Source organism: Streptomyces sp. KM273126 (assembly GCF_004337435.2).
Classification (GTDB): domain Bacteria; phylum Actinomycetota; class Actinomycetes; order Streptomycetales; family Streptomycetaceae; genus Streptomyces; species Streptomyces acidicola.
Window position 1 is genome coordinate 2,977,634 of sequence record NZ_SJXB02000001.1, and the last position, 20,241, is coordinate 2,997,874.

At 69.9% G+C, this 20,241-nt stretch carries 16 protein-coding genes and 1 pseudogene; 11 read left to right on the forward strand and 6 right to left on the reverse strand.

Annotated elements, in window-relative coordinates; translation table 11 throughout:
• Nucleotides 1–40 precede the first annotated feature (40 nt).
• The 5 genes from E0500_RS12815 to E0500_RS12835 form a co-directional block, all read right to left on the reverse strand.
• Complete coding sequence (locus tag E0500_RS12815; protein WP_181586978.1) at nucleotides 41–1,120, reverse strand: 2-oxoacid:ferredoxin oxidoreductase subunit beta; 1,080 nt, start codon at nucleotides 1,118–1,120, stop codon at nucleotides 41–43.
• Nucleotides 1,113–3,041 carry a 2-oxoacid:acceptor oxidoreductase subunit alpha gene (locus E0500_RS12820; RefSeq protein WP_181586979.1) on the reverse strand — a complete coding sequence of 643 codons (1,929 nt, stop codon included), beginning with the start codon at nucleotides 3,039–3,041 and terminating at the stop codon, nucleotides 1,113–1,115. Before E0500_RS12820 ends, E0500_RS12815 begins: the two co-directional genes overlap by 8 nt.
• Before the next feature lie 276 nt (nucleotides 3,042–3,317).
• Nucleotides 3,318–3,977 (reverse strand): response regulator transcription factor, encoded by a 660-nt coding sequence (locus E0500_RS12825; RefSeq protein ID WP_309505219.1) that lies wholly within the window; start codon nucleotides 3,975–3,977, stop codon nucleotides 3,318–3,320.
• Between the two features lie 601 nt (nucleotides 3,978–4,578).
• Entirely contained in the window at nucleotides 4,579–5,928 is a 1,350-nt protein-coding gene (locus tag E0500_RS12830) for a sensor histidine kinase (protein ID WP_131571906.1), read from the reverse strand.
• A 232-nt stretch (nucleotides 5,929–6,160) separates the two neighbouring features.
• Nucleotides 6,161–7,453: a sensor histidine kinase gene (locus E0500_RS12835; RefSeq protein ID WP_399120193.1), complete on the reverse strand. Its 1,293-nt coding sequence runs from the start codon at nucleotides 7,451–7,453 to the stop codon at nucleotides 6,161–6,163.
• A gap of 394 nt (nucleotides 7,454–7,847) precedes the next feature.
• Between E0500_RS12835 and E0500_RS12840 the strand changes: the two genes are divergently transcribed.
• The 11 genes and pseudogenes from E0500_RS12840 (at nucleotide 7,848) to htpX (ending at nucleotide 19,308) form a co-directional block, all read left to right on the forward strand.
• A complete protein-coding gene (locus tag E0500_RS12840; protein ID WP_399119067.1) occupies nucleotides 7,848–8,291 on the forward strand; it encodes an NADH-quinone oxidoreductase subunit A in 444 nt (147 codons plus the stop codon).
• Entirely contained in the window at nucleotides 8,282–9,007 is a 726-nt protein-coding gene (locus tag E0500_RS12845; RefSeq protein ID WP_258572761.1) for an NADH-quinone oxidoreductase subunit B, read from the forward strand. Before E0500_RS12840 ends, E0500_RS12845 begins: the two co-directional genes overlap by 10 nt.
• Nucleotides 9,004–10,261: pseudogene (locus tag E0500_RS12850) on the forward strand (NADH-quinone oxidoreductase subunit C). Before E0500_RS12845 ends, E0500_RS12850 begins: the two are co-directional and overlap by 4 nt.
• Nucleotides 10,258–11,226, forward strand: coding sequence for a complex I subunit 1 family protein (locus E0500_RS12855; RefSeq protein ID WP_131561395.1), 969 nt, complete (start codon nucleotides 10,258–10,260; stop codon nucleotides 11,224–11,226). Before E0500_RS12850 ends, E0500_RS12855 begins: the two are co-directional and overlap by 4 nt.
• Before the next feature lies 1 nt (nucleotide 11,227).
• The gene (locus E0500_RS12860; protein ID WP_309505041.1) at nucleotides 11,228–11,938 is read left to right on the forward strand and encodes a 4Fe-4S binding protein; all 711 of its coding nucleotides are present in this window, start codon (nucleotides 11,228–11,230) and stop codon (nucleotides 11,936–11,938) included.
• A gap of 68 nt (nucleotides 11,939–12,006) precedes the next feature.
• On the forward strand, nucleotides 12,007–12,750 hold the full coding sequence (locus E0500_RS12865; protein ID WP_131561452.1) for an NADH-quinone oxidoreductase subunit J: 744 nt from the start codon (nucleotides 12,007–12,009) through the stop codon (nucleotides 12,748–12,750).
• A complete protein-coding gene (gene nuoK, locus E0500_RS12870) occupies nucleotides 12,750–13,145 on the forward strand; it encodes an NADH-quinone oxidoreductase subunit NuoK (RefSeq protein WP_131561397.1) in 396 nt (131 codons plus the stop codon). The genes E0500_RS12865 and nuoK overlap by 1 nt, the downstream gene beginning before the upstream one ends.
• Nucleotides 13,142–15,133, forward strand: coding sequence for an NADH-quinone oxidoreductase subunit L (locus tag E0500_RS12875; RefSeq protein ID WP_131561399.1), 1,992 nt, complete (start codon nucleotides 13,142–13,144; stop codon nucleotides 15,131–15,133). Before nuoK ends, E0500_RS12875 begins: the two co-directional genes overlap by 4 nt.
• A 6-nt stretch (nucleotides 15,134–15,139) precedes the next feature.
• On the forward strand, nucleotides 15,140–16,714 hold the full coding sequence (locus E0500_RS12880; RefSeq protein ID WP_131561401.1) for a NuoM family protein: 1,575 nt from the start codon (nucleotides 15,140–15,142) through the stop codon (nucleotides 16,712–16,714).
• Nucleotides 16,711–18,222, forward strand: a complete 1,512-nt coding sequence (locus E0500_RS12885) for an NADH-quinone oxidoreductase subunit N (RefSeq protein WP_131561403.1) — start codon at nucleotides 16,711–16,713, stop codon at nucleotides 18,220–18,222. The genes E0500_RS12880 and E0500_RS12885 overlap by 4 nt, the downstream gene beginning before the upstream one ends.
• A 222-nt stretch (nucleotides 18,223–18,444) precedes the next feature.
• Nucleotides 18,445–19,308 (forward strand): zinc metalloprotease HtpX, encoded by an 864-nt coding sequence (gene htpX, locus E0500_RS12890; RefSeq protein WP_131561405.1) that lies wholly within the window; start codon nucleotides 18,445–18,447, stop codon nucleotides 19,306–19,308.
• 347 nt (nucleotides 19,309–19,655) lie between these two features.
• Here the strand turns inward: htpX and E0500_RS12895 are convergent, their stop codons facing one another.
• Nucleotides 19,656–20,057, reverse strand: coding sequence for a YccF domain-containing protein (locus E0500_RS12895; protein ID WP_131561407.1), 402 nt, complete (start codon nucleotides 20,055–20,057; stop codon nucleotides 19,656–19,658).
• Nucleotides 20,058–20,241 lie beyond the last annotated feature (184 nt).

Here is a 20,241-nt window from a genome sequence, read left to right on the forward strand (position 1 = left end):
GCGAACAGCGTCCCAGGCCCTCGAAGACGGGTACTGATGGTCAGCCGACGACCGTCCAGGTGTCCCCGCCGGTCAGCAGTGCTGTGAGGTCGCCCTTGCCGTTCTGTTCGATCGCGGTGTCCAGTTGTTCGGACATCTGGTGGTCGTAGACGGGCCGGTCGACGGAGCGGAGGACGCCGATGGGGGTGTGGTGCAGGGTGTCGGGGTCCGCCAGGCGGGAGAGGGCGAAGGCGGTGGTGGGGGAGGTGGCGTGTGCGTCGTGGATGAGGATGTGTGCCTCGTTGTCGGGAGTCACGGTGACGACGCTCAGATCACCTGTGGCCTGGTCGCGTACAACGCCCTTGGCGAGGTCGGTGCCGAAGCGGATGGGCTGGCCGTGTTCGAGGCGGATGACGGCTTCTTCGGCCTGTTGTTTGTCCTTGATGGCGTCGAAGGCGCCGTCGTTGAAGATGTTGCAGTTCTGGTAGATCTCCACCAGTGCCGTGCCCGGGTGGGCCGCTGCCTGGCGCAGCACCTGGGTGAGGTGTTTGCGGTCGGAGTCGACGGTGCGGGCCACGAAGGACGCCTCCGCGCCGATCGCCAGCGACACCGGGTTGAAGGGTGCGTCCAGGGACCCCATCGGCGTCGATTTGGTGATCTTGCCGACCTCGGATGTCGGGCTGTACTGGCCTTTGGTGAGGCCGTAGATGCGGTTGTTGAAGAGCAGGATTTTGAGGTTGACGTTGCGGCGGAGGGCGTGGATGAGGTGGTTGCCGCCGATCGACAGCGCGTCACCGTCACCGGTGACCACCCACACCGACAGGTCGCGCCGGCTGGTGGCCAGGCCCGTCGCGATCGCGGGGGCGCGGCCGTGGATGGAGTGCATCCCGTAGGTGTTCATGTAGTACGGGAAGCGGGAGGAGCAGCCGATGCCGGAGACGAAGACGATGTTCTCCTTGGCGAGGCCGAGTTCGGGCATGAAGCCCTGGACGGCGGCGAGGATCGCGTAGTCACCGCAGCCGGGGCACCAGCGCACTTCCTGATCGGACTTGAAGTCCTTCATGGACTGCTTGGCCTCGGCTTTGGGCACGAGGGAGAGCGCCTCGATCGTGCCTGTGCCTTCCGTGGTCGTCTCAGCCATCGATGGCCTCCTTGAGAGCCGTGGCGAGCTGCTCCGCCTTGAACGGCATTCCGTTCACCTGGTTGTACGAGCGGGCGTCGACCAGATATTTCGCCCGGATGAGGGTGGCGAGCTGACCGAGGTTCATCTCGGGTACGACGATGCGCTCGTATCGTGCGAGTACCTCTCCCAGGTTCTTCGGGAAGGGGTTGAGGTGGCGCAGGTGGGCCTGGGCGATGGTTTCGCCGGTGGTGCGCAGGCGTCGGACGGCGGCGGTGATGGGTCCGTAGGTCGATCCCCAGCCCAGTACGAGGGTGTTCGCGCCGTGGGGGTCGTCGACGTCGAGGTCGGGGACGGTGATGCCGTCGATCTTGGCCTGTCGGGTGCGGACCATGTGGTCGTGGTTGGCGGGGTCGTAGGAGATGTTGCCGGTGCCGTCCTGTTTCTCGATGCCGCCGATGCGGTGTTCCAGGCCGGGGGTGCCGGGGATGGCCCAGGGGCGGGCGAGGGTGTGGGGGTCGCGTTTGTAGGGCCAGAACACTTCGGTGCCATCGGGCATCGTGTGGTTGGGGCCCTGCGCGAACTGCACGGTCAGGTCCGGGAGTTCGTCCAGCTCGGGGATGCGCCAGGGCTCGGAGCCGTTGGCGAGGTAGCCGTCGGAGAGCAGCATCACCGGTGTGCGGTAGGTCAGGGCGATGCGGGCTGCTTCCAGGGCCGCGTCGAAGCAGTCGGCGGGCGTGCGGGGCGCGATGACGGGGACGGGGGCTTCGCCGTTGCGCCCGTACATCGCCTGGAGCAGGTCGGCCTGTTCGGTCTTGGTGGGCAGGCCGGTGGAGGGTCCGCCGCGCTGGATGTCGATGACCAGCAGCGGCAGTTCCAGTGAGACCGCGAGGCCGATGGTCTCGGACTTCAGGGCGACGCCGGGTCCGGAGGTGGTGGTCACTCCCAGGGAGCCGCCGAACGCCGCGCCCAGCGCCGCGCCGATGCCGGCGATCTCGTCCTCGGCCTGGAAGGTGCGGACACCGAAGTTCTTGTGCCTGCTGAGCTCGTGCAGGATGTCCGAGGCGGGGGTGATGGGGTAGGAGCCGAGGAAGAGCGGCAGGTCGGCTTGTTGTGAGGCGGCGACGAGGCCGTAGGCGAGGGCGAGGTTGCCGGAGATGTTGCGGTAGGTGCCGGCGGGGAAGGCGGTGGTGGCGGGGGCGACCTCGTAGGAGACGGCGAAGTCCTCGGTGGTTTCGCCGAAGTTCCAGCCCGCGCGGAAGGCGGCGATGTTCGCTGCCGCGATGTCGGGCTTCTTGGCGAACTTCGACTTCAGGAACTTCTCGGTGCCCTCGGTGGGCCGGTGGTACATCCACGACAGCAGACCGAGGGCGAACATGTTCTTGCTGCGCTCGGCCTCCTTGCGGGTGAGGTCGAACTCCTTCAGGGCCTCGACCGTGAGCGTGGTCAGGGGCACGGGGTGGAGGCGGTAGCCGTCCAGCGAGCCGTCCTCCAGGGGGGAGGCGGCGTATCCGACCTTCTGCAGGGCGCGTTTGGTGAATTCGTCGGTGTTGACGATGATCTCGGCGCCGCGGGGGAGGTCGTTGATGTTGGCTTTGAGGGCGGCGGGGTTCATGGCGACGAGGACGTTGGGGGCGTCGCCGGGGGTGAGGATGTCGTGGTCGGCGAAGTGGAGCTGGAAGGAGGAGACGCCTGGCAGGGTTCCTGCGGGGGCGCGGATTTCGGCGGGGAAGTTCGGCAGGGTGGACAGGTCGTTGCCGAACGAGGCGGTTTCCGAGGTGAAGCGGTCACCGGTGAGCTGCATGCCGTCACCCGAGTCCCCCGCGAAACGGATGATCACCCGATCCACCCGACGGACATCCTTCACGCCCGTCGGATTGCGCTGCTCTCCCACGACGGCCTCGTCGGCCGACTCCGCTGGGCTGCTGACCTGGCTGGTCACTGAACTGGACCTCCCTTGAGGCGGCTGTCTGGGGCGGCCGTCCCGCCGGCCTTCCCAAGACCAACCCTACGTCGGTAAGGGTGGCCTTCCCTGGGGCGTTCGCATGGCGGACGCACAAATGAGACGGTTGGGCACCCTGACTTGTCATGATTTACCCGCCCCCGGTGTTTCCTGGGGAGACGCTCCGTACTCGTCCTTCGGTTCTCGGCCCAAAGGTCCATGGGCAGTGAACCCATCCCGTGTCCGACATCTGATATCTGACACGGTGTCATCCCGTCATGAGTTCAGATAGGTCAGCACCGCCAGAACACGCCGGTGATCCCCGTCGCTGGGGGACAACCCGAGCTTCAGGAAAATATTGCTGACGTGCTTCTCCACGGCACCGTCACTCACCACGAGTTGCCGCGCGATCGCCGAGTTGGTCCGCCCCTCGGCCATCAGTCCTAGGACCTCCCGCTCCCTCGGGGTGAGGCCCGCGAGCACGTCCTGCTTACGGCTGCGCCCCAGCAACTGCGCGACGACCTCCGGGTCCAGCGCCGTACCCCCCTGGGCCACCCGCACCACCGCGTCCACGAACTCACGCACTTCAGCCACCCGGTCCTTCAGCAGATAGCCGACACCGTGACTGGAACCGGCGAGCAGTTCGGTGGCGTACTGCTCCTCCACGTACTGCGACAGCACGAGCACGCCGAGCTCCGGATGCTCTCGCCTCAGCTGCACGGCCGCCCGCACACCCTCATCCGTATGCGTCGGAGGCATCCGCACGTCCGCCACCACCACGTCCGGCAGCTCACCCTGCGCCGCCAGCTCCGTGATGGTCTTGATCAGAGCGTCCCCGTCCCCGACGCCCGCGACGACCTCGTGCCCACGGTCGGTCAGCAGCCGAGTCAGCCCCTCTCTGAGCAGCACCGAATCCTCGGCGATGACCACCCGCACCCTGTCCTCCACGATCTTCGGCCCCCCGAACCCTGTGTGTCCGGCCGCCCCGCGTATCGGACGGCCCTCCGGCGACCCGACCTCCCGCCGCCCCTCGACACATCAGTATCCCGCGATCCGCCCGCCCTCACCGGGCCTGTGGACAGACTCACCCCGTTCCCAGGGGGTGCCTCCGGCGGTTCGGCCCCACTCGCACTCGCACTACGACGCGCCGCACGGCCGCGTACGCACCCGCACCACGACGTGCCGCGCGGCCGCGTACGGACGTAAGGGGGTGCGCCGGGAGGTGTCCGCCCGCAGCGGCCGGCGTCCGCCGCCGAGAACATACGACACCCCACAGACCCGCCGGACCGAGGACGGAGACCTCCCGGCGCGCACCCGACCCACGAACAAACGCTGGGCGCCCAAGCCACCACGGCGGGAAGACGCAGCAAGGCGCCCCCGCCCGTGCAAACCGCACGAACAGAGGGCGCCCTCAGCCCACCAGAACCCGCCGCAGCGCGGCGCACGCGGCCACCGCTAGGCGCGACGCACGCGGCCGCTGCTACGTGCGACGCCCGCCGCCGCTGCTACGTGCGACGCCCGCCGCCGCTGGTACGCGCTACGCCCGTCGCCAAGGCAGCTCCGCCGTGACCCGCGTAGGACCCGCCACCGGCGAATCCACCACCAGAATCCCGTCCACGGCGCCCAACCGCTCCGCGAGCCCCGCCAGCCCCGACCCGCCAGTCACATCAGCCCCACCGACCCCGTTGTCCACCACCTGGAGCATCAGCCGGCCGTCCACCTTCCACACATCCACCGTCGCCCGAGTGGCCCCCGAGTGCTTGCTCACGTTCTGCAGCAGCTCGGACACCGTGAAGTACGCGATCCCTTCGATCGCGGGCGCCGGCCGAGCCGCCGGCAGATCCACCTCCACCTGCACCGGCACCGCGCACCGGGACGCAACCGCCGACAACGCCGCGTCCAGCCCCCGGTCCGTCAGCACCGCCGGATGGATCCCCCGCGCCAGGTCCCGCAGTTCCTGCAACGCCGTCTTCACCTCACCGTGCGCCTCGTCCACCATGCGCGCCGCAGCCTGCGGATCCTCCGCCAGCTTCTCCTTCGCGAGCCCCAGATCCATCGCCAGCGCCACCAGCCGCGCCTGTGCCCCGTCGTGCAGATCGCGCTCGATGCGGCGCAGGTCGGCCGCCGCCGCGTCGACCACGATCCCCCGGTCCGACTCCAGCTCCACCACCCGCGTCGCCAGCCGGGACGGCCCCAGCAGCCCCTGCACCATCAGCCCGTCCACCATCGTCAGCGCCCGCACGATCCACGGCGTGGCCAACGTGAACAGCAGCCCGACCAGCGCGGTCACCGTGATCTCGAACGGGTTGTCCAGGTACACCTGGTGCGACTCGTCGCCGTACAGCTGGATCCCGTCCTGCCCCGCCCACATGGGGAAGACCCAGAACCAGAGCGGATACGTGAGCAACCCCCACCCGATGGCCCACAGGTTGACCGCCACCACGAACGAGAACACCGCCCACGGGAACTGCACCACCGCATACAGCAGGTGCCGCCACGACGCGCCGCTCTTGAACACGGCGCCCATCCACGCCATGGCCCCGGACCGCTTCATCCGCAACGGCTCGGGCGCCGCCACCTCCACCCCGAGCAAACCACGCGCCCGCGCACGCTCCATCGCTCCGAGCCCCCTCAGGCCCGCCAGCGCGGCGGCCGGCACCGGTACGCCGAGGAACGTGATCAGCAGCCCCGCCCCGAGCGACACCATCGTCACGGCGTACACGAACATCAGGATGCCGATCGGCAGGCTCAGCAGCACGTACGCGAACTCCCGCCAGCTGCGCGCCTCGAACGGTGCCCGCAGCCCCGCCGGGAGCCGGTGCCGCCGCTTCCCGACCGCCTCGGAGTCACCCCAGCTCCCGTACCCGTGTCCGTACTCCGTGGCCATGGTCGCCGTCCGTTTCTCTTCGGATTCCGCACTTCCGATGTCGTGGTTCCACAGTGCTCGCACCGAACCGAACGGACCATGAAGGCCGTCGGCCTCTTGAGTCGGGGGTTTTCCCCACCTCGTCCCTCCGGGGCCACCTCGTCCCTCCGGTTCGGGGCCCGCCTCGTTCCTCCGGGGAGCACCGCGTCCCTCCGAGCCCCTTAAGCGCACAAGACAGCCCCTGCGGGCGCCCTCACCTCCTGCGCGCCCCGCGCGCCACCTCGTCCCCCCGGTCCCGCCACGGCAGCTCCGCCGTCACCGTCGTGGGCCCCCCGACCGGCGACTCGATCACGAACAGCCCGTCCACCGCGCCCAACCGCTCCGCGAGTCCCGCCATCCCCGTACCGCCGTCGAGGCTGGCGCCGCCGCGGCCGTCGTCCCAGACCTGGACGAGCAGCCGTTCGTCCGCGCGCCACACGTCCACGGCCGCGGACCGGGCCCCACTGTGTTTGCTGATGTTCTGCAGGAGCTCGGAGACGGTGAAGTAGGCGATGCCCTCGATCGCGGCGGCCGGCCGGGTCTCCAGATCCACGGTCACCTTCACCGGCGCCGTACAGCGTGAGGCCACCGCGGACAGGGCCGCGTCCAGTCCCCGGTCCGTCAGCACCGCCGGATGGATCCCCCGCGCCAGGTCCCGCAGCTCCTGGAGCGCCAGCTTCACCTCACCGTGTGCCTCCTCGACCATCGCCGCCACGTGCTCGTCGTTCTGGCCCTCCAGGAGCTTCTCCTTGGCGAGGCCGAGCCCCATCGCGAGGTTCACCAGTCGCGCCTGCGCCCCGTCGTGGAGATCGCGCTCGATGCGGCGCAGGTCGGCCGCCGCCGTGTCGACCACGACTCCCCTGTCCGACTCCAGCTCCGCGATACGACGCTCCAGTTCCTCGGAGGGGGAGAGCAGCCCGCGCACCATCGCCCGGTCCGCGTTCGTCAGCGCACGCGCGATGTACGGCAGCACCGGCCACAGCACGAACAGCGAGGCGAGCGTGACGGCGAAGGTCACGATCCCCCAGGGCAGCCGCATGAACTCGTACAGCATCGTGCGCCAGCCCACCGGGTCCTTCACGCTCAGCCACACCTGCGAGAAGAACCCGCCGTTCCCGCGCATCGGCAGCGGACTCGGCTCGTCCACCCGCACCCGCAGCAGCGCCCGGGCTCGCGCCCGCTCCAGCTTCCCCAGCTGCCGGGCGCCCAGCAGCGCGGCCGAGAGCAACGGGAAGCCGATCACCGTCACCGTCAGAGAGACCGAGGTGAACAGCACGGTCACGACGTAGACGAACCCGAACAACGCCACCGGCATATTGGCCAGGAGGTGCGCGATCTCCCTCCACGTCTGCCCGTCGAACGCGAACCGCGCGGGCGGTAGCGGATCGGACGGTGTCCGGCCGGTCGGCAGCGGCCGTCCGGAAGGTGAGACCAACGGGTTCTGTCTGTCCCGTGAACGGTGCGGCTGGTCGGAGCCGACGGGGATACGAGCGGTCATGCCGCCCAGACTGCCCGGCCGGCCCCCGCACGCGCCATGAGGAGGGCCGCCCGGCCATCCTGGGGAAAACCCCACCATCCCCGGCAGCCCGGGCAGCCTCTCCGAGTCGAGCCGCTGCGCGTTACCGTTCAAGCTGAGACGGGCTGCTTACCGTTTCTTTAGCAGGGCCTAGACTCCCGTGCGTACAGATCAGCGAACGACAGCGTGCACGACGGCCGGCAAGCCAGGACCGGCAGGTCAGGACTGGCAGTCAGGACTGGCAGTCAGGACTGGCAGTCAGGACCCACGGGCCAGGACTGACAGGTCTGGACCGACGGGCCAGGACTGACAGGTCTGGACCGACGGGCCAGGACTGACAGGTCGAAGTCCACCAGGGGCGAACTCAGGGAGTGAGGGGACGGACGTGCCGGAACCGACGGCTGTCACGACTGCCGCGACTGTCGCGGAACGCGGAACCGTGACCGCGACCGTGGCCGCGTCGGACTACTTCCAGTCCTACTCGGTCGTCGGACTGCTCGCCGCCATCGGCGTGCTGTTCGTCGCCGTCGCGTTCGGCGCGGGCCGCCTGCTGCGCCCCGTCGTTCCCACCCCCGAGAAACTCCTCACTTACGAGTGCGGAGTCGACCCCGTCGGCGAGGGCTGGGCGCACACCCAGGTCCGCTACTACGTGTACGCCTTCCTGTACGTGATCTTCGCCGTCGACTCGATCTTCCTGTTCCCCTGGGCGACGGTCTTCGCCGCCCCCGGCTACGGCGCGACGACGCTCGTGGAGATGTTCATCTTCCTGGGCTTCCTGACCGTCGGCCTGCTCTACGCATACAAGAAGGGCGTCCTGGCATGGACGTGACGCCAGAAGTGACTTCGCCAGAGCCTGTTGGTCCGGAGCCTGTTGGTCCGGAGCTAGTTCGTCCGGAGTCCGTTCCCTTGGAGCCCGGCCAGTCGGAGCCCGTTCTCCCGTCGGAGCCCGTTCTCCTGCCGGAACCGAAGCGTCTCGGCGCGCTCGCGCGTCTCGCCCCGGAGCCGATGAAGGTGATCCTGAACTGGGGCCGCCGTTACTCGCTCTGGGTGTTCAACTTCGGCCTCGCCTGCTGCGCGATCGAGTTCATCGCCGCGTCGATGGCCCGCCACGACTTCATCCGTCTCGGCGTGATCCCGTTCGCACCCGGCCCGCGCCAGGCCGACCTGATGGTCGTCTCCGGCACGGTCACGGACAAGATGGCCCCGGCCGTGAAGCGCCTGTACGAGCAGATGCCGGAGCCGAAGTACGTCATCTCGTTCGGCGCGTGCAGCAACTGCGGCGGCCCCTACTGGGACTCGTACTCCGTCACCAAGGGCGTCGACCAGATCATCCCCGTCGACGTCTACGTCCCCGGCTGCCCGCCCCGCCCGGAGGCCCTGCTCCAGGGCATCCTGAAGCTCCAGGAGAAGATCGCGCGCGAGTCGCTGGGAGAGCGGTACGGCCATGCGGCGCGCCCGTCGACGGCCGCACTGCAAAGCGGGCTCGTGGCACCGCCGGCTGCGGTGGGCGCCCGCGGTACCGGAGCCGGGAAGGGGGACCGGTGACCGGCTGGCTCCCCGCGCCCGTCGAGGAACTCTTCGGCCCCGAGGCCACGGCCGAGGAATCGTACGGTGTCCTCACCGTGGACGTCCCGTCCGCATCCTGGACCCAGGCCCTCCGTACGGCCCACTCCGCGCTGGGCTGCACGTACTTCGACTGGCTGAGCGCCGTCGACGAACCCGGCACGGGCTTCCGTGTCGCCGCCCACGTCGTCGCCCTGTCCCCGGTCCGCCGCCTCCTTCTCCGCACCACGGTCCCGCACGAGGCCCCCGCCCTGCCGACCGCCACCGGTGTGTACGCGGGCACGGCCTGGCACGAGCGCGAGACCCACGAGATGTTCGGCGTCACCTTCGAGGGGCACCCGGGCCTCGACCCGCTCCTGCTGCCCGAGGGTTTCGAGGGACACCCTCTGCGCAAGGACTTCGTCCTGGCCGCGCGCGTGGCCAAGGCCTGGCCGGGCGCCAAGGAGCCGGGCGAGTCGGACCACGGCGGCCCCAAGCGCCGCCAGATGCTCCCGCCGGGCGTCCCCGACCCCAACGAGTGGGGACCCCTGAAGGGCCAGCTCCCCCGGCCCCGACCCGCCCCACCCGCGACCGCCCCTCCCGCGCCGCCGGAGAACGGCCCACCCGAGCCGCAGGCGACCGCCCCGTCCGCCGCACCCGCTCGGCAAGCGAGGGCTCGGCCAGCCAGGCGACGGCAGGCGCCGGTACGGAGACGGGAACGAGTACGGAGCGGGGCACGAGTACGGAGCGGGGCACGGGTACGGAGCGGGGCACGGATACGGGAACGGGTACGGAGAGGGACACGGGTACGGGTACAGCGCCGGCGACCCCGCGTCGTACCCGTAGCGCCGCCCAGGGTTCGGTGAGCCAGGCCGGGCGCCCCTCCGGCACAACCCCGACACGGCGTTCACGGAGCGCGAGCGAGGGTTCCGCGAGCCGGCGCTCGGAGGTCACCGAGTCCACGGAGGCGGAGCCCTCCGCGAGGTCCACGGAACCGACGCCCCCGACCGAGCCCCACCCGGAGAGCCCCAGCCCTAAGGCACCCACCCCCGCAGCACGGACGCCCCCTGGCACCACGCCCGCCCGACCTTCGACGAACCCGAGCCCATCCCGGAGCCGGAGCCGAACGCGGACCCGGAGCCGACGCCAAAGCCGGACCCGAACTCAACCTCGACCCCGGACTCGGCTACCCCGCCCCTGGACTCGAACCCCGACTCAACCCAGACCCCCGACGACCCCGCAGGAGGCACGCAGTGAACGACGCGCTCGACGTCGCCCTGCGACTCCTCGTCGTCTTCGTCGTCTTCCTCACCTTCCCGCTGATCATCGGCCAGACGGAACACAAGGTGATGGCCCACATGCAGGGCCGTCTCGGCCCCATGTACGCCGGCGGCTTCCACGGCTGGGCCCAACTCGTCGCTGACGGCGTCAAGTTCGCCCAGAAGGAAGACATCGTCCCGGCGGGCGCGGACCGCCGTATCTTCCAGCTCGCCCCGGCCGTCGCCCTCCTCCCGTATCTGCTCGTCCTCCTCGCCATCCCCATCGGCCCGGGCGAGGGCGCGGTCGGCGAGGACATCGACGCGGGCGTCTTCTTCGTCCTCGCCGTCATGGGCGTCGGCGTCCTCGGCTCACTCATGGCCGGCTGGGCCTCCGCCAACAAGTTCTCCCTCCTCGGCGGCCTCCGCACCGCCGCCCAGCTCCTCGCCTACGAACTCCCGATGCTGCTCGCCGCCGCCTCCGTCGCGATGGCGGCCGGCACCGTCTCCCTCCCGGGCATCGTCGACGCCTTCGAGTGGTGGTGGCTGCCCTGGCAGATCGTCGGCGCGATCGTCTTCTTCGTCGCCGGCCTGGCCGAACTGCAGCGGCCCCCGTTCGACATGCCCGTCGCCGACTCGGAGATCATCTTCGGCGCGTACACCGAGTACACCGGCCTCCGCTTCGCCCTCTTCCTCCTCGCCGAGTACGCCGGAATCGTCGTCCTGTGCGGCCTGACCACCGTCCTCTTCCTGGGCGGATGGCACGGCCCCTGGGGCGCCGACGGCCTCGGCTGGGTCTGGACCCTCCTGAAGACCGCGATCCTCGCCTTCGTCGTCATCTGGCTGCGCGTCACCTACCCCCGTCTCCGCGAGGACCAGCTCCAGAAGCTCTCCTGGACCCTCCTCGTCCCGCTCGCCCTCGCCCAGATCGCCCTCACCGGCGTCGTCAAGGTGGTGAACTCCTAACGTGGCCCCCATCCCCGGCTCCGGCCTGGCCAAGGGCCTGGCCGTCACCCTCCGCACGATGACGAGGAAGACCGTCACCGAGCAGTACCCCGACGCCCAGCCCGAACTCCCGCCCCGCACCCGCGGTGTGATCGGACTGTTCGAGGAGAACTGCACGGTCTGCATGCTGTGCGCCCGTGAGTGCCCGGACTGGTGCATCTACATCGACTCCCACAAGGAGACGGTCCCGCCTGCCACCCCGGGCGGCCGCGAGCGCAGCCGCAACGTCCTCGACCGCTTCGCCATCGACTTCTCCCTCTGCATGTACTGCGGTATCTGCATCGAGGTCTGCCCCTTCGACGCCCTCTTCTGGTCCCCCGAGTTCGAGTACGCCGAGACCGACGTCCGCAACCTCACCCACGAACGCGACAAGCTCCGCGAGTGGATGTGGACCGTCCCGGCCCCACCCGCCCTCGACCCCGGCGCGGAGGAGCCGAAGGAGATCGCGGCAGCCCGCAAGTCCGCGGAGAAACTGGCCACGGCAGCCCAGACGGAGCCCGAAGCCCGGGCCGAGTCCGCAGCCGAGCCTCGCCGACGCACCCGCCCCGAGCCCGCAGCCGAGCCTCGGACCGGTCCCGCAAGCGAGTTCCGATCCAGTGCCCAACCCCACACAGGGACCGAGGCCGGACCCGAGCCCGACACCACCCGGAAGCCGAAGGAAGGAGAGTCGTGAGCCTCGCAGCAGCGGCCGCAGCCACAGCCACGGTGGCGCACACCGCGACCACGGCGGCCGGTGCCACGGTGGCGCACACCGCGACCACCGCTGCCGGTGCCGCGACCACCGCCGCCGGCACTCACGGCTTCCTCTCCCCGACCGGTGTCGAGATCGCCTTCCTCCTCGTCGGCCTGGTCACCCTCGGCGCCGCGATCGTCAGCGTCACCACCCGGCAGCTGGTGCACGCCGCCCTGTGGCTGGTGGTCGCGCTCGGCGGCCTCGCCGTCGAGTACCTCCTGCTCACAGCCGAGTTCATCGCCTGGGTGCAGGTCCTCATCTACGTCGGTTCCGTCGTGGTCCTCCTCCTGTTCGGTCTGATGCTCACCAGGGCCCCCATCGGCCGCTCCCCGGACGCCGACTCCGGCAACCGCTGGGTCGCCCTCACCGTGGCCGTCGCCTCGGCCGCCGCTCTGGTCTGGGTCGTCGTCGACGCCTTCCGCACGACCTGGATCGACCTGGACGGTGCCGCCGCCGGCTCCACTGAGGTCACCGGCAAGGCCCTCTTCCAGAACTGGGTCCTCCCCTTCGAGGCCCTCTCCGTCCTCCTCCTCGCCGCCCTCGTCGGCGCGATCGTCCTCTCCCGCAAGGCGAAGGCGAACCCACCCGCTGTGATCACGTCGGCAGCCAACGAGCCGGCAGACAACGAGACGCCAGCCAGTGGCGGCCCAGCCAGTGGCACGGCAGTCAGCAGCACCGCAGCCAGTGGCACGGCAGCCAAAGGCACCGCAGTCAGCGGCACGGCAGACCCAGACAAGGAAGGGGCCCGCTGATGCACCTCGCCTATCCCGCCGTGCTCTCCGCCCTCCTCTTCTGCACGGGCCTGTACGGCGTCCTCGCCCGCCGCAACGCCATCCTGGTCCTCATGTCGGTCGAGCTGATGCTCAACGCCGTCAACCTCAACCTCGTCGCCTTCGACGTCTGGCTCAGCAGGGCCGCCGAGGAGACCCTGCACTCCGGCCAGGCCCTGACCCTGTTCACCATCGCCATCGCCGCCGCCGAAATCGGCATCGGTCTGGCGATCGTGCTCGCCGTGTACCGCAACCGCGGCACCTCGGACATCGACAAGCTCCGCGACACCGCCGAGGGCCACGAAACCGACGGCCGCGGCACCGACGGCCCCGACAGCGAAGCCCCCGCGGCCCAGAAGGCTGAGGCCACCGCGTGACCACGACCACCCTCGCCGTCCTCGTCCCCCTCCTTCCCTTCCTCGGCGCCGCGGCCGGCCTGCTCCTGGGCCGCACCGCCCCCGGCTTCGTCCGCCCCCTCGCCGTGCTGCCCACCCTCACGGCCTTCGCGCTCGCCGTGCTGGTCGCCGTACGCCAAGGCGGCGGCCGGAGCATCGACGCAGCCACCGAACTCACGCCCACCGGCTCGGTGCCCATCGAACTCGCCCTGCACATCGACGGCTTCGCCGCCCTCGTCGCCGTCCTGGTCGGCCTGGTCGCGACCTGTGTGCAGATCTACTCGACGGGCTACCTGCGCGACGACCCGCGCTACCCCTCGTACGCCGCTCTCGTCTCCCTGTTCACCTCCGCGATGCTGCTCGTCGTCTACTCCGGCGACCTGATGGTGCTGCTGGTCGGCTGGGAGATCATGGGCATCTGCTCCTACTTCCTCGTCGGCCACTACTGGGAGACCCCGGAGGCCCGCGCTGCCTCCATCAAGGCCTTCCTGGTCACCAAGCTCGGCGATGTCCCCTTCCTCATCGGCATCTTCGCGCTCGCCATGGACGCCGGGTCCTTCCGCATCACGACCGTCCTGGGCGCGGTCGCGAGCGGCGGACTCGACCACCCGACGCTCATCGCCCTGCTGCTCCTGGCCGGTGTGGCGGGCAAGTCGGCGCAGTTCCCGCTCCACATCTGGCTCCCCGACGCGATGGCGGGCCCCACGCCCGTCTCCGCGCTGATCCACGCCGCGACGATGGTCGCCGCCGGTGTCTACTTCATCGCCCGGCTCCTCCCGGTCTTCGCCGCATCCTCGGCGGCCCTGCTCGTCATGGCCGTCATGGCCGCGGTCACGATGCTCGGCTCCGGCCTCGCCGCGCTCGCCCAGGACGACATCAAGCGCGTCCTCGCGTACTCGACGATCGGCCAGCTCGGCTACATGACCGGCGCCCTCGCCGTCGGCGACCGCGGTGCCGCCGTCTTCCACCTCCTGTCCCACGGCGCCTTCAAGGCGCTGCTGTTCCTCGCGGCCGGCGTGATCATCCACGCCGCCGGCACCAACTCGCTGGCCGCCACGTCCCGAATGAAGGGCCTGCGCGACCGCGTCCCCGACGCCTACTGGACGATGACCGTGGCGCTTCTCGCCCTCGCCGCGATCCCGCCCTTCAGCGGCTTCTTCACCAAGGAAGCCGTCCTCGGCGCAGCCGAGCACGTCGCCACCGGCCACGCCGAGGGCATCCCTGGTGCCGCGGGCTGGATCGTCCTCGTCACCGGCCTCCTCACGGCCCTGCTCACCGGCGCGTACGCCATGCGCCTGTGGCTGCGCGCCTTCCACGGCCGGGGCGCCGAGGCCCCCGACCACGGCAAGCAGCCGCTGGCCATGAACGCCGTGCTGTGGCTCCTAGCTGTCCCGTCCCTCGCCTTCGGCCTGGCCGCCGGTCCACTGTCCGACTGGTTCGACGGACGCGACCTGACCCCGACCCTCACGACGTCCGTGCTCGGCACGGGCCTCGCCCTGGTCGGCGGGCTGGTGACCTACGGCGCCTGGAAGCACACCACCGCGCTCGCGGCGCGTGTCCCCATGGGCGCGGTCGCCGCCCACCCCGAGGGCGACGCCGCCCACGTCGAGGCCGAGGCCATCGCGAGCCACGCGCCCGCCTACGGAGACGTGGCCGCCGCACCCGACCCGGCCGACCCGGGCCGCCTGCTGCTCGGCCCACTGCACCGGCACGCGGCCGTCGGCTTCCACCTCGACACCGTGTACACGATGCTCTTCGTCCGACCGGTACAGGCCGGAGCGAGCCTCGTCCGGTTCCTCGACCGCGAGGTCGTCGAGACCTACGTACACGGCGCCGGCGCCGTACCCCGCCTGCTCGGCGCGGCCGTGCGGCGCGCCCAGACCGGCAATGTGCAGACCTATGTGAGCGCGCTGCTCGCCGGCACCGTCGTCCTCACGGTCGCCGTCGTCCTCGTCGCCACGGGAGCGTGAGCAGGCGTGATCGATATCAACGAGTCCGTGATGCAGTTCCTTCTGGCGTTCGTCGTCGTCGGTCCGCTTCTCGGCGCCGTCGCCGCTCTCCTGCCGGCCCCGCCCGGACTGAAGGGGAAGTCACCCGAGCAGGCCGTGCTCCGCCACGGCGTGACCGTGACCGGTGCGGTCCTCATCGCCGCGATCGTCCTCGCACTCGGCTTCGACCACGACCATCCGTCGAAGATGCAGGCCAGCACGGACATCAGCTGGATCCCCGCACTCGACGTACGCATCCACCTCGGCATCGACGGCATCTCCCTTCCCCTTCTGGTCCTGACCGCGCTGCTGACCTTCCTCTGCGCGCTGTACTCCTACTTCAAGATGCCTGCGGGCCCATCCCCGAAGGCATTCGTCGCCCTGCTGCTCGTCCTGGAGTCCGGCACCCTCGCGACCTTCGCCGTCCTCGACCTGCTGCTCTTCTTCCTCGCGTTCGAGATGGTGCTCATCCCGATGTACTTCCTCATCGCCCGCTGGGGCGGTGAGGAACGGACCCGGGCCGCCTGGAAGTTCATCCTCTACACACTGCTCGGCTCCGTCGTCATGCTGCTGGGCCTGCTCCTGATCGGAATCAAGGCGGGCACATTCGACATGGTGGCACTCGCCACTGACAATCACCGGTCGCTCACCACATCCGTGCAGGTCATCGCCGTTCTGGCGGTGGGAATCGGGCTCGCGGTCAAGACGCCGATGTGGCCGCTGCACAGCTGGCTGCCGGACGCCCACACCGCGGCGCCGACCGTCGGCTCGGTCCTGCTGGCCGGCGTGCTGCTGAAGATGGGGACGTACGGGTTCGTGCGGATCCTGCTGCCGGTCACGCCCGAGGGCCTCACGACCTTCGCGCCGTACCTCGCGGCCTTCGCGGTCGTCGGCATCATCTACGGTTCGCTGGCCTGCCTCGCCCTCGCCAAGCAGGGAGCCAAGGGCGACCTCAAGCGCCTCATCGCGTACTCCTCCGTCGGCCACATGGGCTTCGTACTCCTCGGCATCGCGACGATGACCCCGACCGGCGTGAACGGCGCACTGTTCGCGAACATCGCCCACGGCCTCATCACCGGCCTGCTCTTCTTCCTGGTCGGCGCGCTCAAGGACCGTACGGGCACCACCGACCTCGACGCCCTCGCCCGGGAGACCGGCGCCGCCCTCTACGGCAAGGCGCCGCGCCTCGGCGGCCTGCTCGCCTTCGGTGCCGTCGCCTCACTCGGACTGCCGGGCCTCGCCGGATTCTGGGGCGAGATGCTGGCGCTGTTCGGCGCGTTCAAGCCCGCCGACGGCCTCAGCCGCCCCGCCTTCCTCACGTTCATGGCGATCGCCGCGTTCGGCACACTGCTCACCGCCGCGTACCTGCTCGTCGTCGTACGCCGCGTCTGCATGGGCGCCGTCCCGCAGGAGAGCCCGAAGCTGAACGACGTCCAGGCCTACGAGTTCGCCGCCTGGACGCCGCTCGTCGCCCTCACCGTCCTCGCCGGCCTCTGGCCCGCGGCACTCCTCGGCCTGACCGACCCGGCCGTGCAGCAGCTCCTCGCAGGAGGCACCCGATGAGCTCCCTGGCCCAGTCCGTGGTCCAGTCCGTCGACTGGGTCGCGATCGCGCCGCCCACCGTCACGGCGGTCGTCGGACTCGTCGTACTCGTCGCCGACCTCTTCGTGGACGACCGCAAAAAGGCCCTGCTCGGCTGGGTGTCGGTCGCCGGCCTCACCGCGTCCACCCTCGCGCTGCTGCCCCTCCTGGACGGCGACCGCTCGACCTTCTGCCTGACCGGCGACCCGAACGTCTGCAGCTACACGGCGGACCGGTTCGCGCTCGTCATCCAGTTCCTCGTGCTCGGCGGCGCCCTCCTCGCCGCCCTGCTGTCGATGACGGCCCTGAAGGACGCCAAGAAGGAACTCCCCGAAGGGGAGTTCTGGTTCCTGCTGCTGTCGTCCGCCGCGGGCGCCGCTCTCCTGCCCGCATCACGCGACCTGGCGACCCTCATCGTCGCCCTGGAAGTGGCCTCCCTGCCCGCCTTCGCCCTCGTCGGCATCCGGCACGGCGACAAGCGGTCCTCCGAAGCCGCCCTGAAGTTCTTCCTGTCCTCGGTCACGGCGACCGCTGTGAGCCTGATGGGCATCAGCTTCGTGTACGCCTCCACGGGCACCCTGTACCTCACCGAGATCGCCGACAACATCCGACAGGTCGACGGCCAGTTCCACACGCTCGCCCAGGCAGGGGTCGTCCTCACTCTCATCGGCTTCGCCTTCAAGACGGCCGCGGTACCGTTCCATTTCTGGGTGCCCGAAACCTACGTGGGAGCACCGCTCCCCGTGGCCGCCTACCTGTCGGTCGTCGGCAAGGCAGTGGGTTTCTCCGGGCTGATCCTTGTCACTGTTGTCGCCCTCCCGTCGTACGCCGACATCTGGGGCCCCGCCCTCGCCGTGCTGGCCGCCCTCACCATGACCATCGGCAACGTCGGCGCCCTCCGGCAGCAGGCCACGCGCGCGTACAGCGCGGTCCGGCTCCTCGCCTGGTCCTCCGTCGGCCAGGCGGGCTACCTCCTGGTGCCCATAGCGGCGGCCGCGTACTCCGACGACGCCGAGAAGGCGATCGGCTCCACCGTCGCGTACGCCCTGATGTACGCGGCGGTGAACCTCGGTGCCTTCGCCGTGGCGGCGCTCGTGGCCCGTACGCGGCCACTGAACCGCATCAGCGACTACCGAGGCCTGTACGCGGCCAGCCCCCTCACCGCCCTGCTCCTCGGCTTCTTCCTGCTCTGCCTCGCCGGACTCCCGCCGGGCATCATCGGCCTCTTCGCCAAGGTCACCGTCTTCTCCGCGGCCGTCGACGCGGGCCTCGGCTGGCTCGCCGTGATCATGGCCGTCAATGTCGTGATCGCCCTCTTCTACTACCTCCAGTGGACGGCCCTGCTGTTCCGTGCCCCCGAGGGGGAGCCCGAGAAGCACCGTGTACCGGCCCCGCTGACGGCCGCCATCGCCCTGACCGGAGTGCTCGGAATCGCTCTGTCCGGAGCGCCCCAGTTGGTCCTGCGCTTCTCCGACACGGGCCTCTTCTGACTCCAGTACGCCAACCACGCGCGCGGGGGGTACCCCAAGCCCCACGCGCGCGTGGGACTGGCGCCGTGCCCCTCACCCGTGCGGTCGAAGGCGCCCCAGCGCGCCCAAGGGAACCAGCGCTCCTCGCCTGGCGTTGACCAGTACGGGAGGGTCCACTGAGAGGTGGAGTCAACAGCATCCGCAAGCAAGGGTTCCCCTGCCGCACGACCTGGAGGGCGTACCGTGCACCGCCGGCACAACGGGCTCAGGACCGCCGTACTCCTCGGGGGGCTGTCCGCACTCATCATCCTCATCGGCAGCTTCTTCGGCCGTACGGGCCTCATCGTTGCGCTCGTCGTCGCCATCGGCACGAACGCGTACGCGTACTGGAACAGCGACAAGCTGGCTCTACGCGCGATGCGCGCACGCCCGGTGAGCGAGTTCGAGGCCCCCGCCCTCTACCGCATGGTCCGCGAACTCTCCACCCAGGCCCGCCAGCCCATGCCCCGCCTGTACATCTCCCCGACGGACGCGCCCAACGCGTTCGCGACGGGGCGCAACCCGCGCAACGCGGCCGTGTGCTGCACCGACGGCATCCTGCGCCTCCTGGACGAGCGCGAGTTGCGCGGTGTCATCGGGCACGAGCTGAGCCACGTCTACAACCGCGACATCCTGATCTCCTCGGTGGCGGGCGCCCTTGCCTCGGTGATCATGTTCCTGGTCAACTTCGCCTGGCTGATCCCCATCGGCCGCTCCGACGACGACGATGGCCCGGGCATCCTCGGCATGATCCTGATCCTGATCCTGGGCCCGCTCGCCGCGTCCCTGATCCAACTCGCCATCAGCCGCTCCCGCGAGTACGAGGCGGACGCGTCCGGCGCCCAGCTGACCGGCGACCCCCTGGCGCTCGCAAGCGCCCTGCGCAAGCTCGAAACAGGCACCAAGCAGCTTCCGCTGCCCCCGGAGCCGCGCATCGAGACCGCGAGTCACATGATGATCGCGAACCCCTTTCGCCCAGGCCAGGGGCTGTCCAAGATGTTCTCGACCCACCCGCCGATGGCGGAGCGCATCGCCCGTCTGGAGCAGATGGCGGGTCGCCACCAGTAGGACATGGCAGGTCGCCACCAGTAAGACATCGTCAACGTCATCCGGCGCGTCGTGACCGGGCTTGGGTCTGTTCCCCGCCCGCCTCCTCTCCTCAGCCTGTACGCGCGCTCATGGTTGGTGGGCAGAACGGACGCTGTCCTCCGCCAACAAGAACTGGGATCGGGCTGGTCGACCTGCCGCCTGACGGCCGGCACCGCCTCCCAGCCGAGGGTCAGGTCGCCGTCCGGCCCGGTCGAGTGTTCGGCTGCCGGGGACGGGCGACCGGCGCGTCCTGCAGGACGAGTCACCTGACGGGCCGGCCGGATCCCTCCCACGTCGACCAAGCGATGATCAGCCCGGCCATGTCGTCAGCGTCCGCCGAACGCCTGATCGGTCGATACCACCTCACGCCCCAGCGGCATGAGCGAGACCGGGATGAGCTTCAGGTTGGCCCACCCGAACGGGATCCCGATGATCGACAGGAACAGCGGGATGCTCGTGATCAGATGCCCGAGCGCCAGCCACCACCCCGCGAAGACCACCCAGATCACGTTGCCGATGAACGACGGTGCACCGGCATCGGGCCGCTCTACCGTGGTTCGGCCGAACGGCCACAGGACGAAGCCCGCGATACGCAGCGACGCGATGCCGAACGGGATGGTGATGATCAGGATGAAGCACACCAGCGCGGCGAGCGTGTAGCCGATGGCCATCCAGATCCCGCAAAAGATCAGCCACAGGATGTTCAACAGCAGGTTGAACAGCTTCATGATCGACACCCTTTCAGGTCGCTTCGTCGGCACTGCCTGCTACGACAAGTATCAGCTGGTCACACGCTCAGGCGGAACCGCGACAACCTTGTCGCATGATCGGGAACGTTCGGAGACGATCCCGTTCGGCATCGCCGCACTCCGCGTCGTGACGGACCAGTGCGTCACGATCACCGGCATGCTC